At 53.6% G+C, this 14,215-nt stretch carries 12 protein-coding genes; 5 read left to right on the forward strand and 7 right to left on the reverse strand.

Annotation, left to right across the window (positions count from 1 at the left end; all coding sequences use genetic code 11):
* Window positions 1-44: 44 nt before the first annotated feature.
* From C9I98_RS13460 to trxA, 3 genes are all read right to left on the reverse strand, one after another.
* Complete coding sequence (locus C9I98_RS13460; RefSeq protein ID WP_036821769.1) at window positions 45-1,022, reverse strand: hypothetical protein; 978 nt, start codon at window positions 1,020-1,022, stop codon at window positions 45-47.
* 244 nt (window positions 1,023-1,266) lie between these two features.
* A complete protein-coding gene (gene rho / locus C9I98_RS13465) occupies window positions 1,267-2,532 on the reverse strand; it encodes a transcription termination factor Rho (protein ID WP_036821767.1) in 1,266 nt (421 codons plus the stop codon).
* A 196-nt stretch (window positions 2,533-2,728) separates the two neighbouring features.
* On the reverse strand, window positions 2,729-3,055 hold the full coding sequence (gene trxA, locus C9I98_RS13470; RefSeq protein ID WP_036821764.1) for a thioredoxin TrxA: 327 nt from the start codon (window positions 3,053-3,055) through the stop codon (window positions 2,729-2,731).
* A 113-nt stretch (window positions 3,056-3,168) separates the two neighbouring features.
* Between trxA and rhlB the strand changes: the two genes are divergently transcribed.
* Together rhlB and gppA are read left to right on the forward strand one after the other, a co-directional pair.
* Window positions 3,169-4,473: an ATP-dependent RNA helicase RhlB gene (gene rhlB / locus C9I98_RS13475; protein ID WP_036821761.1), complete on the forward strand. Its 1,305-nt coding sequence runs from the start codon at window positions 3,169-3,171 to the stop codon at window positions 4,471-4,473.
* Window positions 4,474-4,487: 14 nt separating this feature from the next.
* Window positions 4,488-5,975, forward strand: coding sequence for a guanosine-5'-triphosphate,3'-diphosphate diphosphatase (gppA, locus tag C9I98_RS13480; RefSeq protein ID WP_107272082.1), 1,488 nt, complete (start codon window positions 4,488-4,490; stop codon window positions 5,973-5,975).
* A 209-nt stretch (window positions 5,976-6,184) separates the two neighbouring features.
* Here gppA and prlC read toward each other — a convergent pair whose 3' ends face one another.
* Entirely contained in the window at window positions 6,185-8,227 is a 2,043-nt protein-coding gene (prlC, locus tag C9I98_RS13485) for an oligopeptidase A (RefSeq protein WP_036822029.1), read from the reverse strand.
* Window positions 8,228-8,441: 214 nt separating this feature from the next.
* On the opposite strand from prlC, the gene C9I98_RS13490 reads away from it, so the two are divergent.
* From C9I98_RS13490 to C9I98_RS13500, 3 genes are all read left to right on the forward strand, one after another.
* Window positions 8,442-9,281, forward strand: a complete 840-nt coding sequence (locus C9I98_RS13490; protein ID WP_036822033.1) for a 23S rRNA (adenine(2030)-N(6))-methyltransferase RlmJ — start codon at window positions 8,442-8,444, stop codon at window positions 9,279-9,281.
* Window positions 9,282-9,459: 178 nt separating this feature from the next.
* Window positions 9,460-10,815, forward strand: coding sequence for a glutathione-disulfide reductase (gene gorA / locus C9I98_RS13495; protein WP_107272083.1), 1,356 nt, complete (start codon window positions 9,460-9,462; stop codon window positions 10,813-10,815).
* Between the two features lie 325 nt (window positions 10,816-11,140).
* On the forward strand, window positions 11,141-12,508 hold the full coding sequence (locus tag C9I98_RS13500) for a YjiH family protein (RefSeq protein WP_107272084.1): 1,368 nt from the start codon (window positions 11,141-11,143) through the stop codon (window positions 12,506-12,508).
* Between the two features lie 349 nt (window positions 12,509-12,857).
* Here C9I98_RS13500 and tatC read toward each other — a convergent pair whose 3' ends face one another.
* From tatC to tatA, 3 genes are read right to left on the reverse strand one after another with little or no spacing between them, the layout of a single operon-like run.
* On the reverse strand, window positions 12,858-13,607 hold the full coding sequence (tatC, locus tag C9I98_RS13505; RefSeq protein WP_036825947.1) for a Sec-independent protein translocase subunit TatC: 750 nt from the start codon (window positions 13,605-13,607) through the stop codon (window positions 12,858-12,860).
* Between the two features lie 10 nt (window positions 13,608-13,617).
* The gene (gene tatB, locus C9I98_RS13510) at window positions 13,618-13,959 is read right to left on the reverse strand and encodes a Sec-independent protein translocase protein TatB (RefSeq protein WP_036825949.1); all 342 of its coding nucleotides are present in this window, start codon (window positions 13,957-13,959) and stop codon (window positions 13,618-13,620) included.
* Window positions 13,960-13,962: 3 nt separating this feature from the next.
* A complete protein-coding gene (tatA, locus tag C9I98_RS13515) occupies window positions 13,963-14,211 on the reverse strand; it encodes a Sec-independent protein translocase subunit TatA (RefSeq protein WP_107272085.1) in 249 nt (82 codons plus the stop codon).
* Window positions 14,212-14,215: the final 4 nt, after the last annotated feature.

Here is a 14,215-nt window from a genome sequence, read left to right on the forward strand (position 1 = left end):
GAGTTGTTAACGTCTGGATAGCGGAAAATACCGTAAACCGATGGCTAGGGGAGCTGGGTCACAGCCGCCTCGAAGTTCCGTTGCAATACCTTGCTGCTACTCACCAGCGCCAACTGCTCCAGCCAGTCCAAGTAACCGTTGCGAGCCAACTCGAATGCCACCAGCTTGCCGTCTTCGACTTCATCGAGCTTGCCCTTGAGGAATTGCCGCGCCGTTGGCGGAAGCGGGTTGAGCCCCACCAGCGAGCGGTAGGCCTGCAGTTTGAGTGATGGGTTAATGGTCGCGGCCATGATTTGCTCGAGCGCCTCGGGCTCGCTTGCCCGTTCGGTCAGGCGCTGCAGCTCCGCCACGCTGTACTGATCGCTGCGCCTGCGCCATAGCAGGTGGTACACCGCCTCCTCGCCCGATGCCGCAGCCAAGGCGGCAATAATGGCATTGTCCGGCAGCCAGACCAATTTGGAATCCGAGGTGAACTGGGCGGCCAACGCTATCACCGCCTGATCCGACAACGAAGGCAGTTGGGCCAAGAAGATATCGCGGCGGGTGGTCTGGGTTGGCAGGTCCCTCTGGATCCACTCAGACAACACCAGCTCGCCAACTTCAGCCTGGACCACCATCTTCTGCGCCAGCAAGGTCTGCTGCCACTTCAGCACCAGGCCGCGTGCCTGGGCGCCATAGTGGAAGGCACTTTGGGTCACTAGGTAGCCATCGCCCTGCTGGACGACATTGAATGCCGGCTTTCGCTCGGCCTGCGCCTGCAACCAATCCGCCTTGGCTTGGTCAAGCACATCCAATTCAACCGCGTGGGCAACCAGCTGGCTCCGCACCGCCTCCTGCTTGAGGCCGGAGATCTGGGACAGCTCGAATTCCAATGCGCGGAAATCACTGGTGTTATAGAGATCGCTCAGCACATCGACCTGCTGCTGAACTTGGGAAGAAGACATCACACGGCTGACTTCCTGCTCTGTCACTTCCGTGGCAGAGGCTGTCGCCATGCTTCCGATAAGAAGCCCTATCAACATGCACCGTCCTAGTCGCATGCCACCTCCTTGGTGAATGATGAGGAGAGAAAAGTAATTGCCAAAGCCATCCTGGTTACCAGCAACAATCAACACACTATATCGGTATTTACCCGACTTCACCACTAGCGAAAACGAAAGTAAAAAGTGAAAATCGAACACCGCTCGATAATGATACCGAAACTCCCAGCAATAAAAAACGCCACTCGAGGTGGCGTTTGAACAAACTGTGAGTCAAGCAACTAAATTATGACTTTTGACGGCGCATCGCGTCAAAGAATTCGTCATTTGTTTTAGTCATAGATAGCTTGTCGATCAAAAATTCCATGCTATCGGTTTCACCCATTGGGTGAACAATCTTACGCAGGATCCACATCTTCTGCAGTTCATCCGCTTTCGCCAGTAGCTCTTCGCGGCGGGTACCAGAGCGGTTGAAGTCAATCGCAGGGAATACACGCTTCTCGGCAATCTTACGCGATAGGTGCAGTTCCATGTTACCTGTACCCTTGAACTCTTCGTAGATCACTTCGTCCATCTTAGAGCCGGTATCAACCAGTGCCGTGGCGATGATAGTCAGGCTGCCGCCTTCCTCAACGTTACGTGCCGCACCGAAGAAACGCTTAGGACGGTGCAAGGCGTTAGCGTCCACACCACCTGTCAGTACTTTGCCCGATGATGGGATCACGGTGTTGTATGCGCGTGCCAGACGGGTGATAGAGTCAAGCAGGATAACAACGTCTTTCTTGTGCTCAACCAGGCGCTTGGCTTTCTCGATCACCATCTCAGCAACCTGAACGTGGCGTGATGCCGGCTCGTCGAAGGTAGAGGCAACAACCTCGCCCTTGACCAGGCGCTGCATCTCGGTCACTTCTTCCGGGCGCTCGTCGATCAGCAGTACCATTAGCTCACACTCTGGGTGGTTGTAAGCAATGCTCTGAGCAATGTTCTGTAGCAGCATGGTCTTACCCGCTTTAGGCGGAGCAACAATCAGACCACGCTGACCCTTACCGATTGGCGATGCCAAATCAAGCACACGTGCGGTAATGTCTTCCGTCGAACCGTTACCACGCTCCATACGCATACGATCGTTAGCGTGAAGCGGCGTCAGGTTTTCGAACAGGATCTTGTTACGCGCGTTGTCTGGCTTGTCGTGGTTAACTTCATTTACCTTCAGTAGCGCAAAGTAACGCTCGCCATCTTTCGGAGGACGGATCTTCCCGGCAATTGTGTCACCAGTACGAAGATTGAAACGGCGGATTTGGCTAGGAGAAACGTAGATGTCGTCAGGGCCGGCAAGGTAAGAACTGTCTGCTGAGCGAAGGAAGCCGAAGCCATCTTGAAGAATCTCTAGAACACCATCGCCAAAAATGTCCTCACCACTTTTCGCATGCTGCTTGAGAATAGAGAAGATAATATCTTGTTTTCTCAAACGCGCTAGGTTTTCTAATCCTAAGCTCTCGCCAAGCGCAACCAACTTGGAAATAGGTTGGTTTTTCAATTCAGTCAGATTCATAGTGGTGGGTTTCTTGTCAGTCAAAATAGGGGTTCTATGTTAATTGAGATAGAGTCGACCAATGGGGCTGGTCAAGGAATGAACAAAAGTATAATTTACGTGCAATAAGTTAGCACTAAACATCACATCAGTCTAGCTTAGACCGAAGTCAAACCATGCACAACGAGAAATTGTGCACGGTTCGAAGCAGAGTTGCTTATAGGTTCGCGTCTAGGAACTCTTTAAGCTGGCTCTTTGACAGCGCACCAACTTTGGTCGCCGCTACACCACCGTCTTTGAACAGCAACAGTGTTGGAATACCACGGATGCCAAACTTAGGCGGAGTTGCAGCATTCTGATCGATATTCAATTTACCGATTGTTAGCTTGCCTTCGTACTCGTCCGCGATTTCGTCAAGAATTGGGGCAATCATCTTACAAGGACCACACCATTCAGCCCAAAAATCGACTAGTACCGGGCCCGCAGCATTAATTACATCGCTATCAAAACTTGCATCTGTTAGCTGCACAATCTTGTCGCTCATCTTCCACTCCAATGGTTGATTTTCTTAGCTGATTTGATTTTAACCAGCAAATCGTTGCCCTATTTGAATGGAATCCGTTTCGTATTGCAACCCTAAGCTGATATTCTATACGAATGAAGACGACTCACATCACAGAGCAAAAATTTGCCGACCTGGGTTTAGAACCTCAGGTTTTACAAGGATTGGAGGCCAAAGGCTTCCATCATTGTACGCCGATCCAGGCGCTGGCATTGCCGGTAGTGCTCTCCGGCCGTGACATTGCTGGTCAGGCTCAAACAGGCACAGGGAAAACCCTGGCTTTCCTGACCGCGACTATTAACCACTTGATGCTGACACCACCAGCAGAGGATCGTAAAACCAACCATCCTCGTGCCATTATTATGGCACCAACCCGTGAACTGGCAATCCAGATTTACAACGATGCTGCCCCGCTGCTAGAAAGCACAGGCCTAAAAGCCGGCCTAGCATACGGTGGCGAAGCCTACGAAAAACAGCAGAAGAAGCTGGAAGCTGGCGTCGATATCTTGATTGGTACTTGTGGCCGCATTATCGATTTCTACAAGCAGCGCGTGATTGACCTGCGTTCAATCCAGGTTGTTGTACTCGATGAAGCTGACCGCATGTTCGATCTGGGCTTTATCAAAGACATCCGTTTCTTGTTCCGCCGCATGCCAGCACCTCAGGCTCGCCTGAACATGCTGTTCTCTGCCACACTGTCTTACCGTGTGAAAGAGTTGGCGTTCGAGCACATGAACAGCCCGGAAAGCGTGATTGTCGAGCCTGAGCAAAAAACAGGCCACCGTATCCAGGAAGAGCTGTTCTACCCGTCGAACCAAGACAAGATGCGCCTGCTGCAAACCTTGGTCGAGGAAGAGTGGCCGGATCGTGCCATTATCTTTGCCAACACCAAGCACCGTTGTGAAGATATCTGGGCTCACCTGGCTGCCGACAAGCACCGCGTAGGCCTGCTAACCGGTGACGTGCCGCAGAAGAAGCGCGTTCGCATCCTTGAGCAATTCACCCAAGGCGATCTTGATGTCCTGGTTGCGACAGACGTTGCTGCCCGCGGCCTGCACATTCCTCAGGTAACCCACGTATTCAACTACGACCTACCTGACGATGCCGAAGACTATGTTCACCGTATTGGCCGTACCGGCCGTGCTGGTGCCAGCGGCCACTCGATCAGCTTCGCTTGTGAAGAGTATGCTATCAACCTGCCGGCCATCGAAACCTACATCGAGCACGCGATCCCGCTGTCGAAGTACGATGCCGATGCGCTTTTAGACGATCTACCAGCACCGGTAAGCATTCCACGCGCGCCGCGCCAAGGTGGTAACCGTCGCAGCGGTGGTTCACAGCGTCAAGGCCAGTCGCGTCAGCGCAGCCGTCGCCGTCCACAACAGAACAAACAGCAGTAAACGAAGATATGCCCATGGAAAGAACAGTATCCCCTTTGTACGCCGCGATTGACCTTGGCTCGAACAGCTTCCACATGTGGATAGTCAAGGAAGTAGCTGGCAGTGTGCAGACCCTGGCGAAAATCAAGCGCAAGGTGCGCCTGGCTGCCGGTCTGAACAGCGATAACACACTCAGCGACGAAGCCATGCAGCGAGGCTGGGACTGCCTAAGCCTGTTTGCAGAGCGCCTGCAAGACATCCCGGATGCCAACATCCGCATTGTGGGTACCGCGGCATTGCGTACAGCGATAAATGCTGATGCTTTTCTTTCCCGAGCAAAGACGATTCTTGGCCACCCCGTCAATATTATTCCCGGCGAGGAAGAAGCCCGAATCATCTACCAAGGTGTTGCCCACACTTCCGGCGGCAGCGGTAAGCGCCTCGTGGTCGATATCGGTGGTGCCAGTACCGAGGTGATCATCGGCGAAGGGTTCGATGCCAGCGCACTGACTAGCCTGAAAGTAGGTTGTGTTACGTGGTTAGAGCGCTACTTCAAGGATCGCTACCTGACTGAAGACAACTTCAACGCCGCCATCACCGCGGCAAAAACCGCGATCGAGCCGATTGTCGAGCAATACCAGAAACTTGGCTGGGAAACCTGTGTCGGTGCCAGCGGCACTGTACAAGCACTACAGGAAATTATGCTGGCACAGGGGATGGATGAAGTCATCACCTTGCAAAAGCTCAAGCGTATGCAGCGACAGGCCATGCAGTATGAGCGCCTGGAAGACCTTGATATCGAAGGTCTAACGCTGGAGCGTGCCCTGGTTTTCCCAAGCGGGCTATCTATCCTGATCGCGATTTTCGAGTCGCTCGGCATTGAGTCGATGACCCTTGCCGGCGGCGCACTGCGTGAAGGCATGGTGTACGAGATGATGAGCCAGATGCGCCACGACAATGTGCGCGAGCGCACCCTGATGAGCCTTCAGGCGCGTTTCCAGCTAGATACCCAGCACGCCGATACCGTCGCGGCAACCGCGCTATCGCTGCTCCAGGGTTGCGACACTGAGTGGCAGTTGGAGCCCCAGGCGCAATACCTGCTGCATGCCAGCGCGGCCTTGCATGAGATTGGCACCACTATCGAGTTCAAGAAAAGTGGCGAACACTCGGCGTACCTGATCAGCAACAGCGATCTACCGGGCTTTACCCGGGCCCAAAAGCACCTGATCGCCGAACTATTGCGCCGCTTCCGCGAGCAATTGACCAGCATGCCGGAGCAACACGCCCTGTCGGCACAGAGCGCAACCCGGATCCTGCGCCTGCTCCGCCTTGCCGTGATCCTGTGCCACCGCCGCGACCACCAGCAGCAGCCACCGTTTAGCCTGTCGGCCAACGACAGCAAGCTAACCCTGACCCTGCCTGCGCAATGGCTGGCAGCCAACCCGCTAACCGATGCCGAGTTGCAGCAAGAGGCAACCCGCCAAACGGATATGGGCTGGCCGATGGTGATCACCGCAAGCTAACCGCCCGCAGCAAGAACAAAAAAAGCACCCTCGGGTGCTTTTTTATTTTGGGGCGAAAAGGGCGCGCGGAGCTGATAACCGTTCCCCTCCTAATTGGTAATTCAAACGCAGGAATTTTACTCGGGTTCAAAGAGAAAGCGCGGAGTTGATGATAATCAATGAGCACTTTCGATGCAGAAGCCGAGCAAAATAACCAGTTTGAAAGCCAATTAGCCAGTGATGCCGCTGTGGCGGAGTAATGCATCGATCTGCGGCTCGCGGCCACGGAATCGCTTAAACAACGCCATCGGCTCCTCGCTGCCGCCTCGCTCAAGAATACAGTCAAGGAAGTCGCCGCCGGTTTGGGTGTTGAAGATCCCCTCCTCCTCGAAACGCGAGTAGGCATCCGACGACAAGACCTCGGCCCATAGGTAGCTGTAGTAGCCTGCGCTGTAGCCGCCTGCAAAAATGTGGCTGAAGCTATGCGGGAAGCGTCCCCACTCTGGGCTTGGTACCACGGAAACACGCGACTTGATGTCGAACAGCGTATCTAGCACCTTGGCGCCGACCTCGGGATCGTATTCGGTGTATAGGGTAAAGTCGAACAGGCCGAACTCCAGCTGGCGCAAGATCCCCATCGCCGACTGGAAGTTTTTCGCAGCCAGCATTTTATCGAGCATTTCCTTCGGTAGCGGCTCGCCAGTTTCATAATGGCCGGAAATAAACGCCAGCGCCTCTTCTTCCCAGCACCAGTTCTCCAGGAATTGGCTTGGCAGCTCAACGGCATCCCATGGCACGCCGTTAATGCCGGAAACAGCCGGCACTTCCACTTGGGTAAGCATGTGGTGGATACCGTGGCCGGTTTCATGGAATAGGGTAACCACTTCGTCGTGGGTAAACAGCGCCGGCTTATCGCCCACCGGCTTGTTGAAGTTACATGTCAGGTAGGCCACCGGCGCCTGCAAGCTACCGTCTTCACGGGTACGGCGGACAATGCACTCGTCCATCCAGGCTCCGCCACGCTTGTGCTCGCGGGCATACAAATCAAGGTAGAAGCTACCGCGCAGCTGCCCTTCGCCATCGAAGATATCGTAGAACTTCACAGACTCGTGCCAGGTATCGACGCCTTCGCGCTCGGCCACGTTCATGCCGAACACGCGCTTTAGCACCTCGAACAGGCCTGCAACCACTTTCTGCTCCGGGAAGTACGGGCGTAATTGCTCGTCGGAAATGCTGTAGCGGTGCTGTTTCAGCTTTTCGGCATAAAAGGCAAAGTCCCATGGCTCAAGCGACTCGGCACCGAACTCGGCGCGGGCATAATCGCGCAGCTCCTGCACCTCGCGCTCGCCCTGCGGCTTGGCACGGGTGGCCAAATCGTTCAAGAAGCCCAGTACTTGCTCTGGGGTCTCAGCCATCTTGGTTGCCAGTGATTTTTCACTGTAGGTATTGAAGCCCAGCAAACGCGCAATTTCGTGGCTCAGCTTAAGCTTCTCGGCAATGATATCGGTATTGTCCCACTTGCCGGCATTCGGGCCGCGATCAGAGGCGCGGGTAACAAACGCTTCGTACATTTCCTGGCGCAGCGCTGCATTCTCACAATAAGTCATGACTGGCAGGTAAGACGGGATATCAAGGGTGAATAGGTAACCTTCTTGCTCCTTGGCCTGGGCCGCCGCCTGTGCGGCCTGCAGGGCTGATTCAGGCAAACCGACCAATTCGGCTTCATCGGTCACCAGCTTGCTCCAACCCATGGTCGCATCCAGCACGTTGTTGCTAAACGTCGAGGCCAACTCAGATAGGCGTTTGCTGATCTCGCCATAACGGTGCTGCTCTTTGGCTGGCAGGCCAATGCCCGACAGTTCAAACTCCTTGAGGGCATCGGTGATCGACTTCTGCTGGGCTTGGCTCAACGCACCGAAGCTGTCGTCAGCCTTGATGGCCTTGTAAGCGTCATACAAACCTTTGTGTTGGCCAACCCATGTGCCATAGTCGGACAGCAACGGCAGGCAGCTTTCGTACGCTTCGCGGAGCTCATTGCTGTTCTTGACCGCGTTCAAATGGCCGACCGGCGACCAAATACGGCTCAGGCGATCATCGCTTTCCGCCAACGGCACACAAATCGACGCCCAGCTCGGCGGCACATCCTTCGCCAATACCGCCTCGACGGCTGCACGGCAATCCGCAATCGCCTGCTCTACCGCAGGTTTGACATGCTCAGGCTGAATTTGAGAAAACGGAGGCAGATCCGTCATGGTGAGTAATGGGTTAGACATGCGCTATTCCTTAAATCGGTAATCCCTTAATAGATGCGTCTTCTGACAAGCAAATTCAATCCCTTAATGACGCGATTTCCTGCTTAGCTCCTCTAATAGTAACCCAGATTTAACCGCCGGATTGATGAAAGTCATCACGGCTTTGTGGATCTTCGCCCGCAATTCGCCATAATACAGACCCAATTCATCACTAACTTCTGTCGAGATCCCAGCCATGCTGAGCTACCGCCACAGTTTCCATGCCGGTAACCACGCCGATGTGGTCAAACACATTGTACAAAGCCTGATCCTTGATGCGCTCAAGCAAAAGGACAAGCCATTTGTTTACCATGACACCCATTCCGGTGTCGGCCGCTACGATCTGCAAGACGAGCGCAGCGAAAAAACCGGCGAGTTCAAAGAAGGCATTGCCCGGATCTGGTCTCGCGATGATATCCCGGCAGAAGTGGCGTCCTACCTTGAGGCGATCAAGGTACTCAACGACGGTGAGGAGCTGCGCTATTACCCGGGCTCGCCGAAAGTTGCCCGCGCCCAGCTGCGCGAGCAAGATCGCATGGTATTGACCGAACTGCACCCAAGCGACTTCCCATTGCTGCTGCAAGAGTTCCGCGGCGATCGCCAGGTTAAGATATACAAAGAAGACGGTTTTGCCCGCCTAAAAGGCAGCTTGCCACCCAAAGAGCGCCGTGGCGTGGTGTTGATTGACCCACCCTACGAGCTAAAGCACGAATACATGGATGTCGTTCACGCGATCGCGGAAAGCTACAAGCGCTGGGCAACCGGCACCTACGCGATTTGGTACCCAGTGGTTTACCGCGAGAACATCGACAAGATGCTGAAGGGGCTGGAAAAGCTCGGCATCCGCAAGATCCTGCAACTTGAGCTGGGGGTCGAACCAGACACCAACGAGCGCGGGATGACGGCATCGGGCATGATTGTGATCAACCCGCCCTGGAAGCTGGAAAGCCAGATGAAGGCCATCCTGCCTTGGCTACAACAGGCCATCGCCCCAAGCCGTGGCCACCACACCGTGGAATGGGTAGTGCCTGAGTAGTGCATTCAAAGGCAATGAACACGTGCTAGGCGGGGATCCCCCGCCTTTTTTATACCTGCTTGCCTACGCCCATATTCTCGAACTCTCCCTCTCGTAACTCGTCCCATTCTTGATTACACTAGGGCAAACACAGCAATGATTGCTGTTACCAAATCAATAAAATCATTGGAGTAAAGTCATGGCAAAGCATTTTGATTACATCTGTATCGGCGGTGGCAGCGGCGGTATTGCATCGGCCAACCGTGCCGCTATGTACGGCGCAAAAGTCGCGTTGATTGAAGCCAAAGCACTTGGCGGTACTTGTGTAAACGTGGGCTGTGTACCGAAGAAAGTGATGTGGCACGGCGCGCAAATTGCTGAAGCAATGCACCTTTACGCCAAAGACTACGGCTTCGACGTGGATGTGAAAAACTTCGACTGGAGCAAGTTGGTAGAAAGCCGCGAAGCCTACATCGGCCGTATCCACACCGCTTACGACAACGTTTTGGGCAAGAACAACATTGAAGTGATCAACGGCTTTGCCCGCTTTGTCGACGAAAAAACCGTTGAAGTGAACGGCGAGCACTACACCGCCGACCACATCCTGATCGCCGTTGGTGGCGAGCCAACCATTCCGAATATCCCGGGTGCCGAGCACGGTATCGACTCAAACGGCTTCTTCGAGCTAAACGAGCAACCGAAGCGTACCGCGGTTATCGGTGCTGGCTATATTGCCGTTGAGATCGCCGGCGTACTCAGCGCGCTGGGTACCGATACCCACCTGTTCGTACGTAAAGAGTCGCCGCTACGCAGCTTCGACCCGATGATCATCGAGACCTTGGTAGAGGTGATGGATGCCGAAGGCCCAACACTGCACACCCACTCGGTGCCAAAAGAAGTGGTAAAAGAAGCAGACGGCACTATCACCCTGCACTTTGAGAACGGCGAGTCGCACAACGCCGACACCCTGATCTGGGCTATCGGCCGCCACCCGACCACCGACAAAATCAACCTAGCAGCAACAGGCGTTGAAACCAACAACCGTGGCTACATCAAGGTTGACGAATACCAGCGCACCAATGTTGACGGCATCTACTGTGTCGGTGACATCATGGAAGGCGGTATCGAGCTAACACCGGTTGCAGTAAAAGCTGGCCGCCAGCTTTCAGAGCGCCTGTTCAACAACAAGCCTGAAGCCAAGATGGACTACAAGCTGGTACCAACAGTGGTATTCAGCCACCCACCAATCGGCACTATCGGCCTAACCGAGCCAGAAGCCATTGCAGAGTACGGTGAAGAAAACGTGAAAGTGTACAAGTCGGGCTTCACCGCAATGTACACCGCGGTTACCTCGCACCGCCAGCCGTGCAAGATGAAGCTGGTCTGTGCCGGCCCAGACGAGAAAGTCGTTGGCCTGCATGGTATCGGCTTCACCGTTGACGAGATGATCCAGGGCTTCGGCGTTGCGATGAAGATGGGCGCAACCAAGGCCGACTTCGATAGCGTTGTTGCTATCCACCCAACCGGCTCTGAAGAATTCGTGACCATGCGCTAAGCACAAGGCTGCGTTTTAACGGGGCAGGCATGGATATGCCTGCCCTTTTTTCTACCTGCCAATCGGTACTCTCCCCCAGTACCGGCATTAAATTTCACCCCGCCCCGCAAGCCCGACCGCCACCAAAGTAAGATCAAGCAGATAGATACCCACAACCTGCCGGGAAAAGTGAATAAAAACACGCGATCATCCGAAAAGTATTCCAATTTAGGGTCAGAAACGGTAACCTTGCCGCTCCTGATTATGGATGATCAGTGAATATTTATTCCTCGACGGATAAAGCAGTTATTTACTTCCATTTTAAAACAATGATTTAAGGTCAGGCATGCAGGATCAGGTTATTGCTAAATCAGGTAACAAGGCCAACTGGCTGATGTTCCTTCTTCCCTCGCTACTGGGCGTGTTTCTTTTCATGGCGCCGATCGAATACCAAGGCACCATTACCATCCCGATTGCTGTTCTAGCCAAATCTGTCCAAGCCCTGCTTGGTGATATGCTGCCTGCTATCGTAACCTTTGTTATCGCGCTGACTGCCGTTACCTCTATCGCAACCAAGGCTATCAAGCCAAGGGCCATCACCGAGAACGGTTTCCTTAACGGCTTGTTCAACCCGACCCTACCATGGTTTGTGGTACAGCAAATGGGGGCCGTTTTTGCCCTCATGTCTTTCTTTGCCATCGGCCCGGAAATGATCCACCACGGCAATACCGGCGGCATGGTATTAAACGATCTGCTACCTGTGTTATTTGCCGTATTCCTGTTTGCCGGCCTGCTACTGCCCCTACTCCTCAATTTTGGCCTGCTGGAATTTGTTGGTGCCCTTTTCACCCGTATCATGCGCCCGTTGTTCAACCTGCCGGGCCGTTCGGCGGTAAACTGTATTGCCTCTTGGCTAGGTGACGGCAGTGTTGGCGTGCTAATGACCAGCAAGCAATACGAAGGCAAGATCTACACCGAGCGTGAGGCCGCTGTCATTGGTACCACGTTTACCGCGGTGTCTATCACGTTCAGCTTGGTGGTTATTGCCCAAGTCAACCTTGAGCACATGTTTGCCCCGTTCTACCTAACTGTTTGCTTGGCCGGCCTGGCTGCTGCTGTAATCGTACCGCGCTTGCCGCCGCTTTCGTGGAAGAAAGACCGTTACATCGATGGCAACACCACCAGCGACGAAAACCTGGAAGCCGTGCCGGAAGGCAAAACCGTTGTCGGTTATGGTTTGGAGCAAGCGCTGAACAAGGCAGGTGAAGTGAAGAGCCTTCGCAAAGTCGTTGTTGAAGGCGTGCACAATGCGGTTGATATGATTTTCGGTGTCCTGCCGGTCGTAATGGCCATTGGTACCGCGGCACTGGTGATTGCTGAAAATACCCCGGTATTTAGCATTCTTGGCCAACCGTTCATCCCGTTCCTAGAGCTGCTGCGTATCCCGGAAGCCGCCGCGGCCTCTGAAACCATCGTGGTTGGCTTTGCCGACATGTTCCTGCCTTCGATCCTGGCATCCAGCATCGAAAGCGATCTAACCCGCTTCGTCATCGCCGCGATGTCTGTAACCCAGCTGGTCTACATGTCTGAGATCGGTGCCTTGCTGATCGGCAGTAAAATCCCGGTGAAGCCTTGGGAGCTGTTCATGATCTTCATCCTGCGCACCCTGGTAACCCTACCGGTTATCGCCTTGATGGGGCATATCTTCTTCTAAGGCAATGGCCTAGCATTTCCCATTGGAACCTTATTTAACGCCAGCTCATCGAGCTGGCGTTTTCTTGCCCGGGCTTATCTCGTCTGCCCTAAGCGGCAAGAAGCGATAGGCATGACAGCGACCTAAATAGCTCAATATCCAAACTACCGATCCTATAGCTAAATCCGCTGAGCCACATAGCCTAATAACCATCTTTACCCGATGCTAATACCACCCCCTCTAACTTTACCAGCAACAATCATTAGATAATTGATGGGATTGGTATAAACACTTGATGGGCCTGGTATTAGAAGCAGATATAAAAAAACCGGCCTCGGCCGGTTTTTTTCATCGTGGATCAACCACTTGACTACTCTTCAGCAGCATCTTCCTCGCGGTCTTCACGAATATAGAACTTCGAGAAGAACAGGCCCACTTCGAACAACAGGCACATCGGAATTGCCAGCAGTGTCTGCGAGATGATATCCGGCGGAGTCAGCATCATACCTACCACAAACGCCGCCACAATGATATATGGGCGCTTAGTGCGCAGGCTTTGCGGATCCGTTGCCCCGGTCCAGCATAGCAGGATAATGGCAACCGGAATTTCAAAGGCAATACCGAACGCCATAAATAGCGCCAGGACAAAGTCCAAGTAGCTAGCTATGTCTGTCGCAACCTGTACGCCGTCTGGTGCAATGCTGGTAAAGAAACCAAACACCAAAGGGAATACCACAAAGTAGGCAAACGAAACGCCAGCGTAGAACAGCAGCGAGCTGGAAAACAGCAGCGGCATGATCAACTTGCGCTCATGCTTGTACAGGCCCGGTGCGATAAAGCCCCATACCTGATACAAGATCATCGGTACCGCAACGAAAACCGACGTCACCAGCGTAAGCTTAATTGGCGTGAAGAATGGGGAAGCAACATCGGTGGCAATCATTGTTGCCCCTTCAGGTAGGCGCTCTACCAAAGGAGACGACAAGAAAGCGTAGATGTCGTTCGCAAACCAAACCAAGCCAAGAAAAACCACAAGGACGCTCAGGATAGAACGCAACAAGCGGTTACGCAGCTCAACCAGGTGGCTGAATAGCGGTTGCGTGTCTTCAACTGTAGACATAGTGAGTTACTTAATCCTGCTTTTGAGAGGTCGTCGCCGAGGACTGCTCGTCTTTCTTCTCGGCATAAGGGCGCTGGACATCGGCAGCTGCTTTTTTCAGCTCCTCGACAGAATCACGCAACTCAGGTGCGAGATCTTCCATCCCCATTTTTTCGGCTTTTTTCAGGTTTTCCTGCAACTCTTGGATCTTAAGCTCCTGAGACAGTTCATCCTTCACCGAATTTGCCATGTTACGAGCAGCACCCACCCAACGCGACACCGAACGGATCGCGACGGGAAGGCGTTCCGGCCCCAGTACCACCAATCCCACCACGGAGATCAGTATTAATTCCCAGAACCCGATATCAAACACGCGTTAAACCTGCTCTTTATCTTTCTGGCTCTTCTGAGCCTGTTCACCCTGCTGCTCGTCAGCAAGCTTCTTCTGCTCGAAATCCGCGTCAGCTTCTTTCTTTGCAGCCGGCTCATCATCACTGATTGCTTTTTTGAAACCTTTCACCGCCGAACCTAGGTCACCGCCTAGCGAGCGTAGTTTCTTTGTTCCGAATAGAAGCACAATGATCAGTGCAATGATTAGCAGTTGCCAGATACTAATACCACCCATGCTT

This window comes from Photobacterium sanctipauli (assembly GCF_003026495.1).
Taxonomy (GTDB): Bacteria; Pseudomonadota; Gammaproteobacteria; order Enterobacterales; family Vibrionaceae; genus Photobacterium; species Photobacterium sanctipauli.